At 49.4% G+C, this 23,808-nt stretch carries 18 protein-coding genes and 1 tRNA gene; 10 read left to right on the top strand and 9 right to left on the bottom strand.

Going from position 1 to position 23,808, the window contains the following annotated elements; translation table 11 throughout:
* Positions 1-18 precede the first annotated feature (18 nt).
* The 4 genes from rplS (at position 19) to EPD17_RS06925 (ending at position 3,266) form a co-directional block, all read left to right on the top strand.
* The gene (rplS, locus tag EPD17_RS06940) at positions 19-384 is read left to right on the top strand and encodes a 50S ribosomal protein L19 (protein WP_114235859.1); all 366 of its coding nucleotides are present in this window, start codon (positions 19-21) and stop codon (positions 382-384) included.
* 128 nt (positions 385-512) lie between these two features.
* Positions 513-737: a Sec-independent protein translocase subunit TatA/TatB gene (locus EPD17_RS06935; protein ID WP_132052904.1), complete on the top strand. Its 225-nt coding sequence runs from the start codon at positions 513-515 to the stop codon at positions 735-737.
* A 35-nt stretch (positions 738-772) separates the two neighbouring features.
* On the top strand, positions 773-2,215 hold the full coding sequence (gene gatA, locus EPD17_RS06930; RefSeq protein WP_132052902.1) for an Asp-tRNA(Asn)/Glu-tRNA(Gln) amidotransferase subunit GatA: 1,443 nt from the start codon (positions 773-775) through the stop codon (positions 2,213-2,215).
* Between the two features lie 64 nt (positions 2,216-2,279).
* Positions 2,280-3,266, top strand: a complete 987-nt coding sequence (locus tag EPD17_RS06925; protein ID WP_162303863.1) for a lytic transglycosylase domain-containing protein — start codon at positions 2,280-2,282, stop codon at positions 3,264-3,266.
* Positions 3,267-3,333: 67 nt separating this feature from the next.
* Here the strand turns inward: EPD17_RS06925 and EPD17_RS06920 are convergent, their stop codons facing one another.
* From EPD17_RS06920 to EPD17_RS06905, 4 genes are all read right to left on the bottom strand, one after another.
* Entirely contained in the window at positions 3,334-4,626 is a 1,293-nt protein-coding gene (locus tag EPD17_RS06920; RefSeq protein ID WP_132052900.1) for an anthranilate synthase component I family protein, read from the bottom strand.
* Positions 4,627-4,980, bottom strand: a complete 354-nt coding sequence (locus EPD17_RS06915) for a hypothetical protein (RefSeq protein ID WP_132052898.1) — start codon at positions 4,978-4,980, stop codon at positions 4,627-4,629. It lies immediately after the preceding gene.
* A 163-nt stretch (positions 4,981-5,143) separates the two neighbouring features.
* Positions 5,144-6,412 carry an adenylosuccinate synthase gene (locus EPD17_RS06910; protein ID WP_114235853.1) on the bottom strand — a complete coding sequence of 423 codons (1,269 nt, stop codon included), beginning with the start codon at positions 6,410-6,412 and terminating at the stop codon, positions 5,144-5,146.
* Positions 6,413-6,947: 535 nt separating this feature from the next.
* Entirely contained in the window at positions 6,948-9,188 is a 2,241-nt protein-coding gene (locus EPD17_RS06905; RefSeq protein WP_114235954.1) for a RelA/SpoT family protein, read from the bottom strand.
* A gap of 171 nt (positions 9,189-9,359) precedes the next feature.
* On the opposite strand from EPD17_RS06905, the gene EPD17_RS06900 reads away from it, so the two are divergent.
* A tRNA-Leu gene (locus EPD17_RS06900) sits at positions 9,360-9,441 on the top strand.
* A gap of 235 nt (positions 9,442-9,676) precedes the next feature.
* Positions 9,677-11,056 (top strand): trigger factor, encoded by a 1,380-nt coding sequence (gene tig / locus EPD17_RS06895; protein WP_132052896.1) that lies wholly within the window; start codon positions 9,677-9,679, stop codon positions 11,054-11,056.
* Positions 11,057-11,184: 128 nt separating this feature from the next.
* On the opposite strand, the gene arr is transcribed toward tig, so the two are convergent.
* The 3 genes from arr to EPD17_RS06880 form a co-directional block, all read right to left on the bottom strand.
* Positions 11,185-11,619, bottom strand: a complete 435-nt coding sequence (gene arr / locus EPD17_RS06890; RefSeq protein WP_132052894.1) for an NAD(+)--rifampin ADP-ribosyltransferase — start codon at positions 11,617-11,619, stop codon at positions 11,185-11,187.
* A 38-nt stretch (positions 11,620-11,657) separates the two neighbouring features.
* Positions 11,658-13,244: an ABC-F family ATP-binding cassette domain-containing protein gene (locus EPD17_RS06885; RefSeq protein WP_132052892.1), complete on the bottom strand. Its 1,587-nt coding sequence runs from the start codon at positions 13,242-13,244 to the stop codon at positions 11,658-11,660.
* Positions 13,245-13,486: 242 nt separating this feature from the next.
* Positions 13,487-16,696 carry a PAS domain-containing protein gene (locus tag EPD17_RS06880; protein ID WP_132052890.1) on the bottom strand — a complete coding sequence of 1,070 codons (3,210 nt, stop codon included), beginning with the start codon at positions 16,694-16,696 and terminating at the stop codon, positions 13,487-13,489.
* 607 nt (positions 16,697-17,303) lie between these two features.
* Here EPD17_RS06880 and EPD17_RS06875 point away from each other — a divergent pair.
* On the top strand, positions 17,304-18,395 hold the full coding sequence (locus EPD17_RS06875) for an AI-2E family transporter (protein WP_132052888.1): 1,092 nt from the start codon (positions 17,304-17,306) through the stop codon (positions 18,393-18,395).
* 250 nt (positions 18,396-18,645) lie between these two features.
* Here the strand turns inward: EPD17_RS06875 and EPD17_RS06870 are convergent, their stop codons facing one another.
* Together EPD17_RS06870 and EPD17_RS06865 are read right to left on the bottom strand one after the other, a co-directional pair.
* Positions 18,646-19,695: a bile acid:sodium symporter family protein gene (locus EPD17_RS06870; RefSeq protein WP_132052886.1), complete on the bottom strand. Its 1,050-nt coding sequence runs from the start codon at positions 19,693-19,695 to the stop codon at positions 18,646-18,648.
* Positions 19,696-19,911: 216 nt separating this feature from the next.
* On the bottom strand, positions 19,912-20,349 hold the full coding sequence (locus tag EPD17_RS06865) for a hypothetical protein (protein ID WP_132052884.1): 438 nt from the start codon (positions 20,347-20,349) through the stop codon (positions 19,912-19,914).
* Positions 20,350-20,760: 411 nt separating this feature from the next.
* Here EPD17_RS06865 and EPD17_RS06860 point away from each other — a divergent pair, with 411 nt between their 5' ends.
* The 3 genes from EPD17_RS06860 (at position 20,761) to clpX (ending at position 23,736) form a co-directional block, all read left to right on the top strand.
* The gene (locus tag EPD17_RS06860) at positions 20,761-21,450 is read left to right on the top strand and encodes a ClpP family protease (protein ID WP_114235845.1); all 690 of its coding nucleotides are present in this window, start codon (positions 20,761-20,763) and stop codon (positions 21,448-21,450) included.
* Between the two features lie 98 nt (positions 21,451-21,548).
* Complete coding sequence (locus EPD17_RS06855) at positions 21,549-22,202, top strand: ClpP family protease (RefSeq protein ID WP_132052882.1); 654 nt, start codon at positions 21,549-21,551, stop codon at positions 22,200-22,202.
* A gap of 292 nt (positions 22,203-22,494) precedes the next feature.
* Positions 22,495-23,736 (top strand): ATP-dependent Clp protease ATP-binding subunit ClpX, encoded by a 1,242-nt coding sequence (clpX, locus tag EPD17_RS06850; RefSeq protein WP_114235843.1) that lies wholly within the window; start codon positions 22,495-22,497, stop codon positions 23,734-23,736.
* Positions 23,737-23,808 lie beyond the last annotated feature (72 nt).

The following is a 23,808-nucleotide window of genomic DNA, read 5'->3' as shown; positions in this document are numbered from 1 at the left end:
GTCCTTAAAATTGAAGTTATGAACCCCGCTGTCCAATTTGTGCAAGAGCAGCTTACAGGAAAAAAGGAATATCCTAAATTCAAAGCCGGTGACAACGTTACCGTGAACTATAAAATTATTGAAGGCAACAAGGAGCGTATCCAGTCCTTCAAAGGCGACGTGATCAAACTGCAGGGCCAGGGTGCCACTGCTACCTTTACCGTTCGGAAAATTTCCGATGGCATTGGTGTGGAACGTCTGTTTCCTTTCTTCTCGCCCAACGTCGAGTCGATCCAGGTGCATAAAGTAGGCCGTGTTCGCCGTGCCAAACTGTTCTACCAGCGTGGCCGCAGCGGTAAATCTGCCCGCATCAAGGAAAAGCGTCAGGCAATCGAAACTGCATAATCAACTTTTTCGTATATCGAAGCGTCCCGTCACCAGGCAGGGCGCTTTTTTATTTACTGTATATTAGCAGCACGGGTATATTTTTAGGGTACCTTTGTTGCTTATTCCTCAATTCAAAAAACTTTTTTATGAGCCTTGGTTGGAACGAAATTCTGCTCATTCTGATGGTGGTGCTGCTCCTGTTTGGCGGCCGCAAAATTCCCGAACTGATGCGTGGCCTGGGTAAAGGCATCCGCGAGTTCAATGATGCAAAAAACAATGTGCGTAAAGAAATAGAAGAAGGCATTAACGAAAAAGAGCGCCCTGCTGCTACTGCTTCTACCACCACCACTTCTACTACTACCCAGCCCTAAGTTTTTTGTTTCGCGGACCCTCCAACAAAACCGTTTTGTTTTCCTTTACTACTATTCTGCAATACCATCAGCAGTTGCAGGCAGGTGCTCTCACCTGCCTGCAGGCTGTTAGGCACTACCTGCAAGCCATTAAAGCCCATCAGCACCTGAATGCATTTATTGAGGTGTATGCCGACGAAGCCCTGAGCCGCGCCGCATCACTCGATGCAGCCGCAGCCGAAGGCGGCCCCATGGGCAGGCTGCATGGCGTGGTGGTAGGCATCAAAGATGTGTTGTGCTATGCCGGCCACGGCGCAGCCGCTTCTTCCCGCATGCTCACCGGTTACGAATCGCTGTACACCGCCACATCGGTGCAGCGCCTGATTGATGAAGGAGCCATCATTATTGGCCGGCAAAACTGCGATGAGTTCGGCATGGGTTCCACCAACGAAAACTCGGTGTACGGACCGGTGCTCAACCCAGTTGACCAGGATTATGTTCCGGGCGGCTCCTCGGGCGGCAGCGCTGCTGCAGTAGCGGCCGGCCTTTGCATGGTATCGCTGGGTACTGATACGGGCGGTTCTGTTCGCCTGCCGGCAGATTTTTGCGGCATTGTGGGCGTAAAACCTACCTACGGCCGTGTTTCCCGTCATGGATTGATTGCATACGCTTCCTCCTTTGACCAGGTGGGTGTGCTGGCACAAAACGTGGCCGATGCCTCACTGGTGCTGGAAATAATGGCGGGTGCCGACGGTCGGGATGGAACTGCATCGGCGCAGCCCGTTCCGGAGTTGTCAGCCGGGTTGGATGGCGCAAAAAAGGCTTACCGCATTGCCTATTTCCCCGAATGGGTGGACCATCCATCAGTGGATCCGCAAATCTCCAGAAGCCTGAAAGAACTTTTAGCGCAGCTACAAGCCGAAGGGCATACCGTAGAGCCTGTACAATTTAGCCTCACTGAATACATTGTGCCTACGTACTATGTGCTCACCACGGCCGAGGCCTCTTCCAATTTGTCGCGCTTCGATGGCGTACGCTACGGCTACCAGTCTAGGACCGAAGCAACCGACCTGCGCCAGTTTTACCGCCGCAACCGCTCCGAAGGATTTGGCCCCGAAGTAAAACGCCGCATCATGCTGGGCACCTTTGTGCTGAGCACTGGTTATTTTGATGCGTATTTCACCAAGGCACAACAGGTACGGCGTCTGCTGCAGCAGCAAACCGATGCCATTTTTAACCAGTACGACCTGATCGTGGCGCCCACATCGCCTACGCCTGCCTACCGTGCCGGCGAAAAAACAGCCGACCCGGTGGCCATGTACATGGGCGATATTTTTACCGTGTTTGCCAACTTGGCCGGCGTGCCCGCCACATCGGTGCCGCTATTTAAACATTCTTCTAACTTACCGTTTGGGGTGCAGGTTCTGGCAAAAAGGTTTAATGAGCTAACTTTACTCCGCTTTTCACAACAGCTGGAAGCTTTAAAGCAAGGCATTTGAGGCGCAGGAAATAATGGAGTAACCGTTGCATTTCTGCGCTGTACATGCACTTAAACCAATGTTCATGCGCAAAACCTTTATCCTCTTTTTCGGGCTTCTTGTAACAGCCGCGGCTACCCATGCCGGCGGCCTGCAAGCGCCTTTGCCTGCCGACACCTTGGTAAAGGGCCTGCCGGCGGATCCGAAAAGCGGTTTTCGCAACCTGTTTGAAAGGGGCAACAAAGGCCTGAATACTGCCAAACTCAATCCATTGGCCATTACCTATGTGCAGGATTATATGCAGCGGTTTGGGCCGGGTTTGCAACGGATGAAAGACTGGGCCAAGCCACAATTCGATATGATGGATGGCGTGCTGGCTAAGCACGGTTTGCCCATCGAATTAAAATACCTCGCTGTTATTGAATCGCGCCTGCAGCCTTTTGCCGTTTCTTGGGCCGGAGCCGTTGGCCCCTGGCAGTTTATGGAAGGCACCGGCCGCGATATGGGCCTGCGCATTGGCGCCACCATCGACGAACGCACCGATTTTTTCAAAAGCACACATGCTGCCGCCCGTTATTTAAACCAGCTGTACCGCCAGTATGGCGACTGGCTGCTGGTGATTGCCGCTTACAACTGCGGACCCGGCGGCGTGCAAAATGCCATCCGCCGCAGCGGCAGCCGCAACTTTTGGGACCTGCAATACCACCTGCCCGAAGAATCAAGGATGCATGTAAAGAAATTTATTGCTACGCACTACATCATGGAAGGGCAAGGCAGCGTGGCTACGCTAACGCAAAAAGAAGCGGCCAATGAGCTGATGCAGCAAGTGACCGAAGCCGATGCTAACACCGAGGTGATCCCGGTAAGTGGCAAATATCATTCGCTGGTGATTGCGCAGCACCTGCAAATGGACAAAGTTCGGTTTGATAAACTTAACCCCAATTTTGACAAAGCCCTTGCAGCCAATGGCAGTTATAACCTGCGCCTGCCGGCAGATAAAGCATTGCAGTTCCAGGCATCGAAGCCGCAAATTTTGGAGCAATCCATCCGGTTGATGCTCAGCATGAATTAGAAGGCTGATATTAAGATGTCTGACGTCTGATTCAAAACATAGACATCCAACATCCAAAGATCAGAAATCAGCCATTGGTCATTCCACCCAAAACCTTCCGGATGGTAGCCACCTTCAACAGGCATTCTTCCCACTCCTTTGCTGCATCGCTGTAAAAAGTAATACCCGAGCCCACCGGGCAGGAAACATAACCGGTTGCGGCATTGTACAGCACGCTGCGGATGATCACGTTAAAATCAAAATCGCCATTGGGCCGTATGTATCCCACAGAGCCTGAAAAAAGCCCACGGGCTGTTGCCTCGTATTGATCGATCAGTTGCATCACCCGCAGCTTGGGCGCACCGGTCATGGAGCCCATGGGGAAATTCGCTTTTAAAATCTCGGTAAATAAAACGCCGGGCCGCTGCAGGCCGCTCACCGTGGACACCATCTGGTGCACTTGTGGGAAACTGTAAATGCCAAATAGTTCATCCACGCCCACCGAAGCCTGCTGGCACACCTGCGACAAATCGTTGCGCACCAAGTCTACAATCATCACGTTCTCCGAACGTTCTTTCGGGCTGGTGTATAAATCCTCTTTCAGCTGTTCGTCGGCTACAGCATTGGTGGTATTGCGGCGGGCCGTGCCTTTCATAGGCTGCGCAATGAGCCGTCCGTTTTGCCGAGTTAAAAAACGTTCGGGGCTGGCGGAAATAAGATAATGTTGGTGCAGTTTGTACAAAGCGGCGAACGGCGCCGGGCTGGCCGTAGCCAGCTTCTGAAACAGGTGCACCGGGTTGATAGCAGCCTTTTGTGCAACAAACTCTTGGCAAAAATTGATCTCGTAACAATCGCCCCGCACAATGTGTTGTTGCAATTTGCGGATGGCATCGAGGTACTCCTCTTTGGTTAGCCGAGGCTGCAGTTGCACCGGCTGCTGCGGGCCTTTTTCAGTGATTGATTCGGCTAATATTTTTTGCCAAACCGCGTTTGGGTTTGTTGCGGTAATGACGGCTTCATTACCGTTAATAGTGATGACTGTTTCCGGCTCAAAAAAATAAAATGGAGAAAAACCCACGGGGTCGCTTTTTATGGTGTGGATTGCGTGCAGGCTGTTTTTCAGATCGTAGCTGAGGTGACCAAAACACCAGCGGCCACCACTGGTAAAATCATCCAAATCCTGCAGACTTTCGGTTACGCTTGCCCGTTGGCCCACTGCAAGCAGGCACTCGTAATGACGCGGCGCAAAATTGTATTGCTGCCCATCCAGAAAAAGAAAAATGTTGAACCGGGAGGCCCAGTTCAACATTTTCTGCTGGAGCAATTGCAGATCTGAAAAAGTAAAGACTGCAGTTGCCAGCGGTGCTGTATCGTGCTTCATTTAAAAATCGTCGTCCTCATCATCAAAGCTGTTGCCACCGCGTCCGCCGCCGCCAAACAGGTCTTTGAATTCGGGGTCGTCTTCGATCTTGAAATCCTCATCGTCGTCCGCGTCTTTTTTACCACCGCCTTTCTTTGATTTGGGCAGGTCAAACTCCTCGAAGTCGGGATCCCAGGCTTCTTCTTCTTCTTCGCCTTTTTCCCAATCGTCCTTTTCGTCTTCGTCGGCTACATCGTCATCATCGTCTGCTGCTTCGTCCTCGGCTTTTTTGGCCGAACGGCCTTTGGCCATTGCTGTAAATATCTGGGGCTCCAGGGCCTCTTCCAATCCGAACTCAAGTGTGTGTGCAACCATAATCTTATAAGCGTTATCGGGTGTAAAATTTGGGCCCAATTTTCATTCCGCCAAATTTTTTACAGAGCATTTTTTCAACCACTAAGACGCGAAGAAAAAAAGATGCACCAAGAGAATCTCCTGGTGCATCTTCTAGCCTTTGTGCCTGTATGGTTCAACAAAATTATCCGTCGATCTTCACGATCTGGTCGCGGCCGGGACCATTGGAAATATAGCGTACCGGGGCACCCGAATGGGCGTTCAGGAACTGCATGTAAGAGGTCATTGCCTCGGGTAGTTCGGCCTCCGATTTCAAAACAGATGAATCCATTTTCCAGCCTTTAAACTGCTGGTAAACGGGCTCAATTTTATTCCAGGTCATTTGGAAAGGTACCTGGTCGGTTTCCTCGCCATTGATCTTGTATTTGGTGCACACCTGCAGGTCTTCAAACTTATCGAGTACATCGGCTTTGGTGATCACCATTTGCGTAACGCCGTTGATCATGTTGGCAAAACGCAGGGCTACCAGGTCCATCCAACCACAGCGGCGTGGACGGCCGGTGGTGGCGCCAAATTCGTTGCCTATTTTGCGCAGCTCTTCGCCGGTTGCATCTTCCAGTTCGGTGGGGAACGGACCGCTGCCCACGCGGGTGCAATAAGCTTTGGAAACGCCAATCACCTCGCGGATTTTTTGCGGCGCAACGCCTAGGCCATTGCATACGCCGGCAGAAATGGTGTTGCTTGATGTAACAAATGGGAAGGTACCAAAATCGATATCGAGCATCGAGCCCTGTGCGCCTTCGGCCAGCACTTTTTGGCCCTTGCTGATGCGGTCGTTGATAAAGTATTCGCCGTTGACGATGTTGAGGCTGCGCAAAAATTCGATGGCTTCAAAAAAGTCTTCTTCCCAGGCAGTGATGTCTTCCTGGAAGTTATAATTATCCAGCAGGCGCTGGTGTTTCAGGCGCAGCTTGATGTAGTTGGTGGTAAAGCTTTTGTGCAACAGGTCGCCCACACGGATGGCGTTGCGACCGGTTTTGTCCATATACGCAGGCCCGATGCCTTTAAGCGTAGAACCGATCTTATCGTTGCCCTTGGCTATTTCGGCTGCTTTGTCCAATGCACGGTGCGTAGGCAGAATAACGTTGGTACGTTCGGAAATAAACAGGTTCTTTTTCAGGTCCACTCCAAACTTAGCCACCGAGTCGGCCTCGCGGCGCAGTGTAACCGGATCAAGCACCACGCCATTGCCAATTAGGTTCACGGTATTTTGATGAAATACACCCGATGGAATCTGGTGCAGTACAATCTTTTGATCGTTTACATACAGGGTGTGGCCGGCATTGGGGCCGCCCTGAAAACGGGCAATAAGGTCGTAATCTTTTGCAAAGTAATCTACGATCTTGCCCTTGCCTTCATCGCCCCACTGAAGGCCCAGAATAACGTCAACCATAATAGATAATGATTATTAAGTGGCAAAAGTAGGAGAAAAGGGAAGGAATATCGAACAGACGAACAAGGAATGTCGAATGACGAAGTTGGAAGAAGGGGGGAAATAGAAATTATTAATGATGAATTATTGATTATTAGTCGGGGATGAATGTGTGGGAAAGGGGTTGAAGACGAATAAATGAAGTACGATTTTTTAGATAAATAATTTAACTGCAGCCATTAAAAGTGGGCAGCAAATATTGTAGGGGTAATGGTTTTGATGCAATGCGTTTTGCAATATTGACTTCAACAATCCAGTTCATAGGGTTGATCTACGATCAACGAACAAGGTTGTTTTCGCTATAAAAATTTACTACCAACAGGATTGGGCTACGCCCAATCATCGGCAATTATTTATTGTTCGTTATTTACTATTTCGCTCCGCCAAATTCATAAATGATATTGCATCATTCATCATTCGGCATTCCTTGTTCCTTGTCCGATATTTTGCTCCTACTTCGACATTCGCCTGTTCCTTGTTCCTCTGTTCGACATTCCTACGCTGCCGTGTCGGTTTCAAAGCGTTCCACAGTATGGATGCCGTTGAGGCTCAGGAGGCGGCCTACCAATTCTTCTAGTTCCTCTTTGTCGTGCACAAACAGCTTGATGGAACCTTCAAACACGCCTTCGGTCGACTCGATGGTGAGGGCTGAAATATTGAGGCGCATATCGCCGGAAATAATGTTGGTGATTTTATTGATGATGCCCACATCGTCCATACCAATGATGCGGAGGCCGGTGAGGAAAGAAATTTCCTTGTTTTTGGCCCACTTGGTTTTTACAATGCGGTGGCCGTAGTTGGCCATCAGCTTGGCGGCGTTGGGACAAGTGGTGCGGTGAATGGTAAGTCCTTTTCCGGTTGTAACAAAGCCAAATACATCGTCGCCCGGAATGGGCTTGCAGCAATTGGCCAGGTTGTACATGATCTTGTCGCTGCTTTCACCAAAGATGATCAGCTCCGTGTCTTTGTGCGGAATCTTGGCGGGATCGTGGGCTGGCTTCGGCTCCAGGTGCACCTTTTCGGGCTTCGGTATTTCCAGGCGGTCGCCAATAACCTTGAATTCTTTCAGGTCTTTGAGGTCAATGCTTTTGACCGCAATGCCATAATACAGGTCCAGCGCCGATCCCAGCTTGTAGTGGTTCATTAGTTCCTCCACATTGTGTGGGTTCAGTGCGGCGCCAATGGCTTCCAGCTTGCGTTGCAGCGTGTATTTACCTTCTTCGGCAATGGTCTTTTTCTGCTCTTTCAGCGCATCTTTGATCTTGGTGCGGGCCTTAGCCGTCACCACAAAGTTGAGCCAGTCCTCGGTGGGTTTTTGTTTACCCGAAGTAATAATCTCCACTTGGTCGCCGCTGCGCAACTTGTGCGAAATGGGCACCAGTTTGTGGTTTACCTTGGCGCCAATACATTTACTACCCACCTGGCTGTGCACCGAAAAGGCAAAGTCCAGCGCCGATGCGCCAACCGGCAGCATTTTTACATCGCCCTTGGGCGTGTACACGTAAATTTCTTCGGCCAGGAACGAACGCTTGAAATCGGACAGGAAATCCACCGAGTCAATATCCTGCGTGGTGATTACCTCGCGGATCTGGTTGAACCATTTATCAAAACGGTTTTCCTCGTTGTTGCCTTCTTTATATTTCCAGTGGGCGGCCAGGCCTTTTTCGGCAATCTCGTTCATGCGACGGGTACGGATCTGCACTTCCACCCATTTACCGTTAGGGCCCATCACGGTGGTGTGCAGCGCTTCGTAGCCGTTGCTTTTCGGGTTGCTCAGCCAGTCGCGCAGCCGCTCGGGCGATGGGTTGTATTCATCCGTCACCATCGAGTACACTTTCCAGCAGTCCTCTTTTTCCCGCTCGGGCGGCGCGTTCAGGATCACCCGGATGGCAAACAGGTCGTACACCTCTTCAAAGGCCACGCCCTTTTTCTTCATTTTATTCCAAATGGAATGGATGCTTTTGGGGCGGCCGTATATTTCAAAATCAAGTCCGGTGGTGTCCAGTTTATCTTTCAGCGGCTTGATGAATTCGTTGATGAACCGGGAACGTTCGCGGCGGGTTTCTGAAAGCTTGCGGGCAATTTCGCGATAGGTGTCGGGCTCGAGGTACTTCATGGAAAGGTCTTCCATTTCCGTTTTCATGTTGTACAGGCCCATGCGGTGCGCCAGCGGCGCATACACGTACACCGTTTCCGAAGCAATCTTGAGTTGCTTTTCCTGCTTCATGCTGTCGAGGGTACGCATGTTATGTAGGCGGTCCGACAGTTTTATTAAAATAACCCGCGGGTCGTCGGTAAGCGTCAGCAGTATTTTCTTAAAATTTTCCGCTTGCTGCGATGCATTGACATCGATTACGTTGGAAATTTTGGTAAGGCCGTCCACGATCTTAGCGATCTCGGAGCCAAACTCCCGTTGGATATCGTCCAGCGAAATATCGGTGTCTTCGACAGTGTCGTGCAGCAGCGAACAAATGGTGGAGCGTACACCCAAACCTATTTCTTCCACACAAATGCGGGCCACGGCCAGCGGGTGCAAAATATAAGGCTCACCGCTTTTTCGGCGCATGCTTTTGTGTGCATCGGCGGCCATTTCAAAGGCATGCCGCAGCAGGCGCCGGTCGCCGGGCTTGAGGCGGGTTTTGAGGCAACGGAGCAGGGCACGGTATTCCCGGAGAATGAGCTTTTTCTCCTGTTCTTCATTGAGGTTGTACTTCGGTTTCTGCGCTACGGTTTCCATGAACCACGAATTTACACCAAAGCAGGGGTAATTTTTTTTACCTGCAAAAAGGCTGTTCAACTTTAGCAAAAAGACTTACTTTTGCCGCCCTGTTGCGAGCTTTGAGCCTTTAGCTGCGAGCTGCGAGTAATTTACTCGGAACTCACAACTCACTTCTCGGAACAAAAAAAAGCGGGTGTGGCGAAATTGGTAGACGTACCAGACTTAGGATCTGGCGCCGCGAGGCATGGGGGTTCGAGTCCCTCCACCCGCACAGACTGAACGGAACGAATAAAGAACAAGGAACAAGGTAGAAAACAGACGAACAGACGAACAAGGAACAGAAGAATTCCGAAGTAGGAAGCAAGATGTTATTAATGATTACAAATTGCTGTATCATTAATAAGTGGAAAACTTCCACCCCACTTCATCATTCAGCATTCCTTGTTCTTCTGTTCGACATTCTCCCCTCGTTCCTTGTTCGACATTCATACACAACCTATTTACACATGGCAACAATTACCCAGCAGGAGGTCGCCCCCCTGCATAAGCACCTGAATATTACCATTGCAAAAGAGGACTACCTGCCTGCTTTTGAAAAAGCGCTGAAAGATTACAGCAAAAAAGCCAATATACCCGGCTTCCGCAAAGGCATGGTGCCTTCCGGGCTGATCCGCAAAATGTATGGCAAATCCTTGTTTGTTGACGAAGTGCTGCGCATCGTAGACAAAGAAGTATTTGGCTACCTGCAAAACGAGAACCTGGACATTTTTGCCCAGCCCCTGCCCGTTGACCTGAACCTGGGCCAACTGGACATAGCAAAGCCGGCCGACTACTCGTTTACCTTTGAAGTGGGCATGAAACCCGAGTTTCAAACGCCTGACCTCGGCTCGTTGAACATTACCCGCTACAAAGTGGATATTTCCGACGAAATGCTGAACGAGGAAATTGAGCGCCTGCGCAACCGCTTTGGCAACATGAGCGAACCCGAAGCTGTGAACAGCGACGAGAACGTGCTGAACGTAACTTTTGTTGAAACCGATGCCGATGGCAACGAAGTAGAAGGCGGTATCCGCAAAGACAATTCGCTGCTGGTAAAATATTTTGCTGAAAGCATTCGCCCTTCTCTTATGGGCAAAAAAGTAGGCGACACCATCCAGGTTGCTCTGGATGAAGCGTTTGACGGACAGGACCGCAAAGCCGCTGTGCTCACCGACCTGGAACTGGACAGCGCCACTGGCCGCCACTTCCGCCTCGACATTACTAAAGTAGGACTGGTAGAACCCCGCGAACTGAACGAAGAGTTTTTTGCGCAGCTGTTCCCCAACGCTGAAGTAAAAACCGAAGAAGACTTCCGCAACAAACTGCGCGAAGAATTGCAAAAGCAATGGAATGCTGAAACCAGCAACCAACTGCACCATACACTGTACCACCAGTTGCTCGATAACACTCAAGTTGATTTCCCCGCCGAGTTCCTGAAGCGCTGGCTGAAAACACAGGGCGAAAACAATACTGCTAAAACCGACGAACAGGTTGAAGCTGAGTTCCCCGGGTTTTTGAACCAACTGAAGTGGAGCGTAATCACTGAGAAGCTAATTGCCGACAATGAGATCAAGGTAGAACAAAGCGACCTGCGCCAGTTTGCCAAAGATCAACTGCTTGGCTACATGGGCGGCATGGGTGCCGGCGACGAAGAGCAAGAGTGGATGCGCGACTACATCGACCGCATGATGAAGGACCGCAAGTATGTTGAGGATGCCTACAACCGCCTGCAAACACAAAAACTGTTTGAGTGGGCCGAAACAAAAGTAAACGCCCAGGAGCAGGTGATTTCAAAAGACGAATTCATTAAAATGAATGAAGAGCACAACCACGTGCATCATTCATAAGCTCTGATATTTTGAGTTGATGATAACAAAAGAGCACCAGTTTCCTGGTGCTCTTTTGTTATTGCTCGTTTTGTAATTGTTGGAATTCCAATGCAGTATTTCATTGTTGAAAACAGAGTTCGTTTTTCCTAATCATTCAACGACTGCACGCCTGCTGCCTTTAGTTTAGCCAAGCCATCTTTCATTGCCTGCACCTGTTCGGCATTGTGGCCCTGCCACGCCGCCACCTCTCCTACCACGCGAAATGGCTGCGCAGAGCGATATGAGTTAGTTGGATTACCCGGAAACTTCCGGTCTGTTAAATCAGGATCATCTTCAATGGGGCCGGTAGGCTCCACTAAATAAATGCGTTCCCTGCCGGTGCCTTCAGCCAACTCAGCACCCCATATTGCCGCATCCAATGTTGCTGTTAAAAAAATATATTTTGCTTTTGCCCGTTGCCCAAAATTGGAGCTAAAGCCAACCTCGACCAGGTCGCCAATGCGCAGATCGGCTTTTGTGCCGTGAAAATAAGTTTGCTGAAACGGCGTGGGAACTCCTGCACTTGAGTTAGCATTAGTCATGGCTTTTTATTGATTTTGTTGGTTAATATCATTGCCTGTTACAACATGATTGTTCGCTCAATACCCAACTGCTCCAGGAAACTCTCATCGTGTGAAACCACAAGCAGCGTGCCCCGGTATTGATTGATGGCAGCAGTCAGAATTCCTAAGTTGGCCAGGTCTAAATTATTTGTGGGTTCGTCTAAAATAATCAGGTCGGGTGGATAACTGCCAAGCGTAAGGCAACAAAGCATTAGCCGCATTCTTTCGCCACCACTCAATGCATTACAAGGCTTTTCCCAATCTTCTTTGCCAAACAAAAAGCGGTTCAGCCGGATCTTTACTTCATGCTCCTGCAATGCTGCAGTATTGAAGCGCTGCGCCTGCTCGTAAACGTTGATGCTGTTGTCCAGCAAAGAATAGTCCTGATCGATATAAATCGACCTGCTTTCCGCCCGGTGCACCGATCCTTTCTGTGGTTTCAGTTCGCCCAAAATCAATTTGATCAACGTTGTTTTTCCGGATCCATTACTTCCTTTAAGTGCCACCCGTTCGCCGCTCAATAATTGTATGTTCAGGTTGCTTTGCCACAGATCCATTTGGCCGTAGGCAAAATTGATGTTTGTGCCTGCAAACAAAACCTTTCCCTTGTGCAAACCCGAGTGATCGAATCCCAATTTCATCCCGTCAATATCCGGCACCGTTGCACGCAGCTGTTGCAGTTCCTGCGCTATACCGTCAATCTTCTCCGCATGAACCGATTTTAATTTCGAGGTACTGTTTTCTGCATTGTTGCGCAAGGTGTTCATCATAATGCGTGCAACACCCGACTTTTCCTGTTTGCCTTTGCCCCGGCTATTGAGTTTTTGTTGGCGCTCCAGGGTTTCCTGCTGCTTTTCTTTTGCCTTATGCAAAGCTTTTTCTTTGCTCTCAATTTCCTGGCTCAGCGCATTAGCTTCCAGCGCTTTTTGTTCGGTATAAAAATCAAAATTGCCCCCATATATTTTGATACCGTTTTGGTTTAACTCGCAAACTGTAGGAAACAGGTTGAGCAATTTTTTGTCGTGGCTCACGACTATCGTTGTGCATTTAGCCAACTCGATAAAACGATACAAAAGTTGCCTGCTTTCGGCATCCAAATGGTTGCTTGGCTCGTCTAGTAAAACCAACTGCGCCTGATGGATAGCAATGCCTGCCAGGAAGACTTTTGTCTTTTGCCCACCACTTAAAGTAGCAAGCGGCTGGTGCAGGTCTAAGCCATCCAATTGCCAATATTGAAGCGCTTCAAAACATCGCGTTTCTATCGTCCAATCATCCTGTAGCGCATCGAAATGTTCGCCTTTTGTATCGCCTGCTAAAATTGCCTGCAAAGCAGCAAGCTTTTCGCTGATGCCCAGCGCCTGCGCAATGGAGAGATCATTATATTGTCCAAAATGCTGTGGAACCAAATAAGGTTTTAGTTCTGTAATTACATGGCCTGCATGCGGCTGCACTGCACCTGCAATAATATGTAGCAGTGTAGATTTACCCGCACCGTTGTTACCGATTAGTGCAACCTTCTCGTGGTTGGCTACTGTGAGATTGATGTTGCTGAACAACAGCTCCCTGTCGGAATGTATATGTGTGATGTTTTCTAAACGCAGCATTATTTCTTTCGTTTGAAATGAACCAAATCAACATACCGCGTTGCGGTTGTCAGTTATGTCCGTTTGAAAGAAATATTATTCTACATACTGCTCTTATTTAAGTAAATGGAGGCTGCAAATATAGTGCGTTCTTAATATTTGCGCCGATCCCGATCAATTAAGAGCTAGTTATTGAACTAAAAATGGCTTCTGATCAATTAGTGGTAGCGATGCTCGTTTACTACTAAATGGCATCTTCAAATCTATGCCGGCAAATAAATTTCAAATGTTGATCCCACACCCAATTCACTGTCCACCTCAATAAAACCGTCGTGGTTTTCCACCACTTTTTTAACGATGGATAGGCCTACGCCGGTTCCGCTGTATTCTGCTTTTCCGTGCAGCCGCGCAAACATCTGGAAAATCTTTTCGCGGTATTGTTGCTCAAAGCCAATGCCATTGTCGGTAACCGAAATCACATGATACAGCTTCCCGCCTCTTTCTTCCTGTCGTGCGGCAATGTTGATTTTCGGCGCTTCATCGGTCTTGCTGTATTTAAGCGCATTGCTCAACAGGTTTTGCAGCAATTGTTGTATCTGCCTTCGGTAGCCTTGCACCACGGGCAGCTCGCCTACCTGTACCACCGCTTTTTTTTCTTCAATATCCACTTCCAGGTCTTCCAACACCCGCTGCACTTTTTCACTCAGGTTTACCTGCTCTGTTTCGTGCGGCCGCTGGCTTACATGTGAGTACAAGAGGAGGTCATCCACCAGGTTGCCCATGCGTTGCGTGGCATTTTCAATGCGGCTAAACAACCGCACTTCGTTGTCGTTTAAATGCTTGCTCAACTGGTCTTTCAACTGGTTGGTAAACACATGTATTTTCCGGATCGGTTCTTTTAAATCATGCGAAGCAGCGTAAGCAAATTCTTCGAGGTTGGCATTGGAGCGTTGCAGTTCTTTGTTGATGGATTGCAGGCTTTCGTTGGCCCTGGCCAACTCCTGGGTCCGCTCTTCCACCGTGTGTTCGATGCGCTGCATCGCCGTCATCTGGTCGGTTACATCCAACATCGATCCAATAAAGCGCACCGGGTTTTGTTCGGCATTAAAATACACTTTGCCTTTTGCTTTGATCCAACGCTCCACGCCATCATCGGCGCCGATGGTGCGGTACACCACATCAAAATCGCCGTCGCTTTCGACTCTGTTATATGCACGCTCCACCACCTTAATGATCCGTTCGCGGTCATCGGGATGCAGGCCTTGCACAAAATCTTTTTCGTAGGTAACCGGGTTTTGATGCCTGATGCCAAACAAATCGCGGCAGCGTTTGTCCCAATGTGCCGTGCCCGCCTTCACATCAATATCAAAAGTGCCCAGCTCCGCAGCGTCCTGCGCCAGGCGGATCTGTTCCAGTGCGGTTTGCAATTCTTCCCGCGCCTTTTTGGCTTCGTTGATATCAATGCTCGATCCCACGTAGGCAAACACAGCGCCATTGGCATCGTATGCCGGTATGGCTTGCGACAGCACCCAGCGGTACTCGCCATCGTGGCGGCGCAGGCGATGCTCAAACTGGTAGGGTTTGTGGTTTGCCACTGCATCGCTCACTGCGGTTTGCACTGCTGGAAAATCATCGGGGTGCAGGTACGGTCCCCAACCACTTTCCGCCATCTCCTCCTGCGTTACACCCAAATACTCCAGCGTGGTTTTGTTTACATACCCATAGGAACCATCCGGTTTCAACATCCAGATAAAATTGGGCGAAGCATCGGCCAACAGGCGGAAACGGCCTTCGCTTTCTTCTACTTTCATTCTGTTCACCACCTGCGCTGTAACGTCGACACAAATATCCAGCACAGCATACACTTCGTTATTATCGTTGAACAGCGGGATAAAGTTGATATTGAAATACCGCGATTGCCCGTGGCGCTTGAAATACACTTTTACCTCCGGCGCTTCAAACGGCTTACCTGATGCCCGTACGCTATCAATCAGGTTGATGAATTTTTCGCCATCTTCCACCAGGCCGGATAGAATTTTACGAAACGATTTGCCCTCCAGGTCAGCGTCCACACCCAGCACATCCAGCAACACCTGGTTGGGATTTTCTACAATCAGGTCCGGACCTACAAACACACCGATGGCGGTTGGTGCGGAGTTCAGCATGGTGCGGAGTTTGGCTTCGCTTTCGTCTTTGCTTCTCCTCGTCAGCACCTGCTCTGTTACATCCATTGCCATGTGCAAAAGAGAAGCACCGCCAAGAGCGTTGACTACGCGGCTATAGTTGATATTAAAATACCTACGTTGCAGCACACCATCTGTTTGCAACAAGGCTTCCACTTCTGTTCCATGATAATTTTTGCCGGTGCGCAACACTTCATTGATTCGTTGAAATATAGGCTGGCTCACCACTTCGGGCAACACTTCGGCAAGGGGTTTTCCAAGCACATCCTGCTCTGTGCTTTTACCAATCAGCCGCAGCATGGGCGCATTGATGCTTTCAAAAACCAGGTCGTCGCCACGCGTAAGCGCTATGGCCACGGGTGCCTGCTCAATGATGTTGCGGAAACGTTCCTCACTTTGTTGCAATGCTGCCTCTGCAACTTTGCGGTCGGTGATATCAAGCGACACGCCCACCATCACCGTAGGCTGATAATGGTCGTCGTACCGCAGCTGGCCCCTTATGTTTACCCAATGCAGCGAACCATCTGGCCAGATCACCCGGTATTCTATATCGTAATCGGCGCCGGTGCTCACGCTGTGCATTACTGCTGCTTCCTGCCGCTGTTGGTCGTCGGGGTGAACGGCGCTGCGCAATATTTCATACGTAAATAACTCGTCGGGCTGGCGGCCAAAAATTTGTTTGCAAATGCTTGAAGCTTTTAGCTCAAAAGTTTTCAGGTCGAGTTGCCAGCTGCCCATATGGCCGGCATGCAGTGCAAAATGCAACCGGTCCTGGCTTTGCTCCAGCTTTTTGCGGCTCAGCACGGCATCGGTGGTTTCCATACAGGTTACCAACACGCCGGCCGGCAGGCCATCATCGTCGGTAAGCAGGCTGTAGCTAAAGGTCCAGTAAATGTCTTCGATGCGGCCGTTGCGGTAAAAAGGCACCAGCTGGTTTTCCGACCACACCGGTTTTCCTGTTTGCAGCACGCCATCGATGAGCGGCCCGATCAGGTGCCATATTTCGCTCCATACTTCAACACCCTTTTTCCCGATGGCCGGGTGCTTGCCGTTGATGCCCAAACTGGGCCGAAACGCATCGTTGTAAAAACAGGTAAGCTCGCTGCCCCAAAACAGGAACATGGGAAAGCCGGAATTGAGCATATTGGCTAGCGAAATATGCAGTGATTTAGGCCACTGCGCAGGCTCGCCCAATGCAGTTTGCGCCCAGTTAAAATTGCGTATGATGGCACCCATTTCCCCGCCACCCTGCAGCACGGAATTGGTGTTGATCAGCTGTTGTGTTTCCAACGAATGCGATTAAGGGTTTAAGGCTATGAATGTATGAAACTTAGCAAACACGGCGAATTTTACTGTTTCAACACCCAATTTAAAGCGGACTTGTGTTTTGAAGTGTTTGGGAGAAAAGAAAACATCCACATTTTGATGAAAGATGCTACAATTACTTTGCCGTTGTTTGTGCGGTAAAATGAAAATTTACCGGTAGGATTTGAGGCGATTTTTTGAGCGGTCGTTTGACTATTTTTTTGGGATAAAAATCGCTGTAGCTGGGGCTGGATGTGCCGGCAGCAAGTTCAATTTTTGCAAAATGTATCAGTCAAAAATTGCTGCACCCTTATTTGGAAAAACATACGAAACGTAACGGGCCGCTTTTACCTTTTATGCCGATTGCAATACCTTGTTCTTATATCCTTCATTTAATAGCGTTGTGTAACTAACTATTTGCTGTAAAATTTAGTCTACTCAATTGCTAATAGCCCATTTAACTAAACGCAACGAATTGGTAACAATTCACTGCACTGGTTTGCACTTATTATTTATGCCGCAATAGCCAATTGCTGCATGGCCTTATTTTTTCTGATGTACTGCAACAGATCTTTTCTCCCTGTTGCATTTTATGAACCAGCCCCAGGCTCCGGCCAGTTTGTATAAAACATTGTTGCGGATTGTATTTGCCGCGGCAGCGGTCATCATCTTGTTGTGGCTGCTGTCGCTTACCTATCATATGGTGCTGGTGTTGTTGTTTGCATTGGTGCTGGCCATAGTCATCAACACGCCGGTTGCCCGCCTCGAAACAAAAGGCATCAAACGCGGGTGGGCCGCGCTGATTGTTTTTGGCGCCATTGCCATTGCACTGGCGCTGATTGGGTGGCTGGTGGTGCCCAAAGTATTGGAGCAACTGCGAACACTGATTGCCAACCTGCCCGGCTATGCTGCGGTGCTGCAAGATAAAATGTCGAAGCTGCAGGAGGCCTTCCCCGACCTGGATGGCAAACCGGGAAACAACAGCCTCGATCCGGCTAACTGGCTGCCGTCCATATCGGAGGCCATCAACCGGCTTACCAGTTTTTCGCTTACGGTGCTTCAGTCCCTTTTGCTCCTGATCATTTTCTTTAGCCTGGTGGCGTATTCCGTGGTCAATCCAAAGCCGCTGCTTGAAATATATTTTTCGCTGTTTCCACCGCACAAACGCGACCGCGCAGCAACGGCCTACGCCAATGCCAGCGTGATGCTTACCGGTTGGTTGAAGTCGAACCTGATTGGCGGTGTCATTTCCGGCATTGCCACCGTCATTGTGCTGTCCCTACTGGGTGTGCCCGGTGCATGGGTGTGGGGTGCGCTGGCCCTTTTTTCCGAACTGATTCCACGACTGGGATTTTATATTTCTGCAGTGCCGCCTACGCTGGTGGCGCTTTCCAGCAGCAACACCACAGCATTGTGGGTAGGGTTATTTTTTATTGCGATGGATGAAATCATGGCCGATGTGGTGATGCCGCAGATCCGCTCCAATGCCATGAACATACATCCTGTTTCCATCTTGTTTTTGGTGATGGCATTTGGTGCGGCGTTTGGGTTTATCGGCATTTTGCTGGCTACGCCGATGGCAGCCATCATCAAGGCTTACTACGAGGAATTTTACATGCACCACCAGGCACCGGACCCGGATTGGAAGGAGCGGATTCAGCGTGCTGCGAGCGGTGGGAAATAGTGTTACAACGTGCAGCAGTGAAGGATTAAATCATTGCTACACTTTGCACGAGCAGGTTAAAATAGATAGCTACTTCCGTTTGAATTGTTTATTAGAAAGAGTCGCCCACACGCAGTGTTGTCATGCCGAACTCGTTTCGGCATCTCCTACATCTCGCGGAGTTTACTAAAGCACAAGGGGATGCCGAAACGTGTTCGGCATGACAGACTCAAAGCAGATAAGTATTTCCTATGTAATCATTTGAAAGGGATCAAATCGTAACCGCGCCACCGGGATCGGGTACCATTTCAGCACGCTGCTTATTTTTTGCCAAACGCTGCGCCAGCATGCTTACCACCACCAGTTGCAGCGCATGATACAACATCAACGGCAGGAGCAACACGCCTGCAATGGTGCTGTTGGCAAACAACACTTTCAACATCACTGAGCCGTGCACCAATGATTTTTTGGAACCGCAAAAAGTTGCCGTGATGGTATCCTCGCGGTTAAATGAAAGTACTTTGCACACCAGTTGGATGATGGTGTACGCAACAAAGAACAGGGCAAGCATCCCAATGCTGAGCAGCACTAATTCCATTGCGCCAATATTGCTGAACAGGCGTTGCTCAAACGATTCGCAAAAGGCAGTGTACACAATGGAAAGGATCACGGCCTGGTCGAAATACTTCAATCCCTTTTTGTGCCGCGCCGCCCAATGCCCCCATTTTTTATTGAGTAAAATACCCAGCACAATCGGCAACAGCACCTGTAGTATGAGTTTCAAAAAAACGTCCGAAGCATTGGCGCTGCCGGCAGCTTCCACATTTACCAAACCCATTAAGAGCGGCGTAATAAAAACACCCAGTATGCTGGAAATGCTGGCATTGAAAATAGCGGCCGGTATATTGCCTTCGGCAATGGAAACCATCACTACCGAAGACGATACGGTGGAGGGCAAACTGGCCAAGAAAAAAGTGCCGAGCCACAACGGGTATGCATCCTGCGGAAATAAACCTTTACACAGCAGCACCAGCAATGGGAATAAGATAAAGGTACTTCCGTGCACCAGCAGGTGCAGCTGCCAGTTGCGCAGGCCGGCTTTGAGCCCGGCAAGGTTTAGCTTTAACCCATAGAAAAAGAAAATAAGCGACACGCCATAACCCGATAGCGAAGACAGCGACCAAGGGCCGTTGCCGGTGCCGCCCTGCGGGTAAAGTTTTGCAAGGATCACCATCCCAATCAGCGAGAGGATGAATGTATCCAATCCAAAGCGAGCCAGTATCTGCAGCACTTTTTTGCCATAAGGCTCCTTTTTCTGCATACCCAATATTTGGCAGCAAAGGTAAATGATGGGAACAGCCAACGGCCCGCTGCCGCAAATTGTACGGAATCATTCTTCATGAATACGGGTTTTAGCCCAATGGCTTTTTATCGCTTCATTGTGCAAGTGCATAAAGACTGCAACAATTGCCTAAGCTGTATCCTAGTGTGTTGATAAAACCGGTGACAACACCTAGCCGTCTAAACAAACATGTCTTCACTCCTGTGCTGCAAGGGCAACAGCGCTGTTTTGGCGCAGGTATTCGAGGAAGCGGGAAATTTCCCGAAGGGTGCCTTTACGGCCGCCCTGCCCGATGATCCACGGAACGGAAAATTGTTTGTTGGTGCTTTGCAACACACAACTATACATGTTGTTTCGCCGCTGCAAAAACAAGTGCACATGTGGCGCGGAAAAATTTCCGGTTGGCTCCAGCACTACATCAGGCGCAGCCAGTTGTTGGGCAAAATCTTCCAATTGCTTAATCACCGCGGGAATGTCTTCGATGTAAAGCGGGAAAAATCCGGTGGCTACATCCTGCAGGGTAAAGGTGTCGCGGAGCAAAAAAGGATCCCGCAGGTTGCGGTCGAGCAGGGCCAGTTGTTGTGCACTTGTAGTTTGCGTATACATCAGCAGGAGCAACAGGAGCTTTTTCATAACGGCGATTTGGGTGAAGGGTTACAAACGAATTGCATCAAAATAGAAAAGTTTACCCTGGTAACTCGGGCGCCTTTTATAGGCGGAAGCCTATTTACAAGCCATCGAAAACGCCACCGTTTCAATAGGCTGCGGTAAGATTTCGGGCTGCTGTTTTATGGCTTCAACATTTGGTTTTGCCTGCGGCGCGTTTCTATTTTTTTACAAACGGCAAAGGCACCCATTGAGAACACGACCAACCGATGGTGCTAAGCCTCGCCTTTGTCCTGATTTGTCCGCTAGCCGCAACTATTTGCCGCCATTGGCTCCCCACCCTTTTCCCACATCTGCCCTTTTGGCGCAATTTGCACCCGAGCATGCTATTTGATACAGGCTAAACCATTAAATTGCCTTACCTATAATCAAGACGATATGAGTTTTTCCTCTGAATTTGAAAAATACGCCGTTAAAGACCGTGGCTTGTCCAGCAATACGCTCAACAGCTACAATAAATACCTGGTAACGGCCCTCACCCCAAATATCATTGAAGAGCGCCCCATGAACGTGGCTGTAATGGACGTGTACAGCCGCCTGATGATGGACCGCATCATTTTCCTGGGTTATCCCATCAACGATGAAGTGGCCAACATCATCACTGCGCAGTTGCTCTTCCTCGACTCTACCGACCGCACCCGCGACATCAATATGTACATCAACTCCCCCGGCGGATCGGTGTATGCAGGCCTGGGCATTTACGATACCATGCAGTTTGTGTCGCCCGATGTAAGCACCATTTGCATTGGCATGGCGGCTTCCATGGGTTCGCTGTTGCTGTGCGCTGGCACTGCAGGCAAACGGGCAGCACTCAAGCATGCCCGGGTAATGATGCACCAGCCTAGTGGCGCCATTGGCGGACAGGCTTCGGATATCGAGATCACTGTAGGCGAAATCAAAAAACTGAAGCGGGAGTTGTATGAAATTTACAGCCACCACTCGGGCGAAAAGGTGGAGAAAATTGAAGAAGATCTGAACCGCGATTATTGGATGACATCAACCCAGGCAAAAGAATACGGCCTGATAGATGAAGTGCTGTTGGTTAACCCAAGGAAAGAGAAAAAATAGTTGCGAGAATGGTGAGTGGTGAATGGTCAATTATTCACCTATCACCATTGACCATTCACAATTGATGATTCACGTTTCACGACAAAACTTAACCCCAAATGAACCTGAATAAATTATATCTGAATAAAGGCATTTTCAGCGAAGACGAACCGGAAGAAGAACCCGAGCAGGACAAGGAACTGCGGGCTAAGACCGATACGGAAATGCTGTATAAAAGGCTGGAAAAATATTTTTTTAAAACCCGCTCTATTCACCTGTGGGGCGTGGTAGACGACCGTTCGGCAAAAGATGTGGTAACCAAATTGCTGCTGCTCGAAGCCGACAACCCCGGTGAGGAGATCAAGTTTTACATCAGCAGCCCCGGTGGCGCTGTTACTTCGGGCATGGTGATTTACGACACCATGCAAATGATCAAATCGCCGGTGAGCACCATTTGTATGGGCCTTGCGGCCTCCATGGGTTCCATCCTTTTGAGTGGCGGCACCAAAGGCCGGCGGTTTATTTACCCGCATGGCGAGGTAATGATTCACCAGCCATCGTTGGGTGGCCATATCCAGGGCGTTAGTGCCGACATGGAGATCCATGCCGAGCAAATCAAGCGCACCAAGGAAATGGGTGCCCGCCTTCTGGCAGAGAACTGCGGCCAGACCTTTGAAAAAGTAATGAAAGATTTTAACCGCGATTATTGGATGGACGCCAAGGCTTCGATTGAGTACGGCATCGTGGATGAAATTGTAACGAAGTTGGTGTAGGAAGTTGGAAGTCCGAAGACGGTAAAGTCGGAAAAGACTTTTTATAATGATAAAAGTCCTGCAGGTATAGAAGATATTTTCCTTACCGGCAGGACTTTCGCTTTAATTAAAACGGCATTTATTCTTCCGACATCGGACTTCGGACTGCCGTCTTTCCTGTCTTCACCGTCTTTTCCGACTTTGCTGACTTATTTTAACCCTTTCTGCCCAACGGATTTTTTTACTTTTGTTCGTGGATGCAGCGTTAACCCCGTGAAGCAGCCTCTAAATAATACGCATCAACTGCATAGCAATGGCAAAAAACCTGTTACACTGTTCCTTTTGTGGCCGCAGCCGCGACGAAGTAAAGATCCTGATTGCCGGCCAGGAAGGGCATATCTGCGAAAACTGCGTGGATCATGCCCGGGAAATTATTGAGCAGGAACTGATGGTGCGTGATGAAAAAGCCGCCTCTTCCTTCAAGCTCACGGTAAAAAAACCGGTGGAGATCAAAAAGTTTCTCGACGAATATGTGATTGGCCAGGACGAGGCCAAGCGGGTAATGGCAGTGGCGGTGTACAACCACTACAAACGCCTGCAGTACAAATCCGGCGAACACGCCAACTCCGAGATCGAGATTGAAAAAAGCAACATCATCATGGTGGGCGAAACCGGCACCGGTAAAACCCTGTTGGCCAAAACCATCGCCAAGTTGCTCAATGTGCCTTTTGCCATTGTAGACGCCACGGTGTTTACCGAAGCCGGCTATGTGGGCGAAGATGTGGAAAGCATTTTAACCCGCCTGCTGCAGGTATGCAATTACGATGTAACCGCTGCAGAGCGGGGCATTGTGTACATCGATGAAATTGATAAAATTGCCCGCAAAGGCGACAATCCGTCCATCACCCGTGACGTAAGCGGTGAAGGTGTGCAACAGGGCATGCTGAAGTTGCTGGAAGGTACCGACGTGCTGGTGCCCCCACAGGGTGGCCGCAAGCACCCCGAGCAAAAGCTGATTAAAATAAACACGCAAAACATCCTTTTTATTTGCGGCGGCGCATTCGATGGCATTGACCGCATTATTGCCCGCCGGGTGCAAACCAATACCATCGGGTTCAATGTGGATAAAGGCCTGCAGGAAAGCATGAAGAAAAACCTGCTGCGTTATGTAAATGCGCAGGACCTGAAAGGCTTTGGCCTCATCCCCGAATTGTTGGGACGCCTGCCCGTGGTTACCCACCTCGATCCGCTGGATGTGCCTACGCTGCGTGCCATTTTGACGGAGCCTAAAAATGCTTTATCAAAACAATACCACCGCCTGTTTGAGCTGGAAGGTATCCAACTGCACATTGAAGATGATGTGCTGGATTTTATTGTGGAAAAAGCAATGGAATACAAGCTGGGTGCCCGTGGCCTGCGCAGCATTTGCGAGGGCATTCTTACCGATGCGATGTTTGAGCTCCCTTCTTCCAAAGAAAAGTTTTTTAACCTAGATATGGACTATGCCCGCCGCAAGTTTGATAAAAGCAAATTGAGCCTCTTGAAAGTAGCGTAAACGCGGACGCAATTATGGATTATTGATTATAAATTATTAGGAGTTCACAATTGTGTTTACATCCTTGATCAC

Origin of the sequence: Pseudocnuella soli (genome assembly GCF_004347775.1) — a bacterium.
Classification (GTDB): Bacteria; Bacteroidota; Bacteroidia; order Chitinophagales; family Chitinophagaceae; genus Flavisolibacter; species Flavisolibacter aquaticus.
The sequence above is the reverse complement of the archived record's forward strand: the minus strand, read 5'-3'. Positions and strand labels throughout refer to the sequence as shown.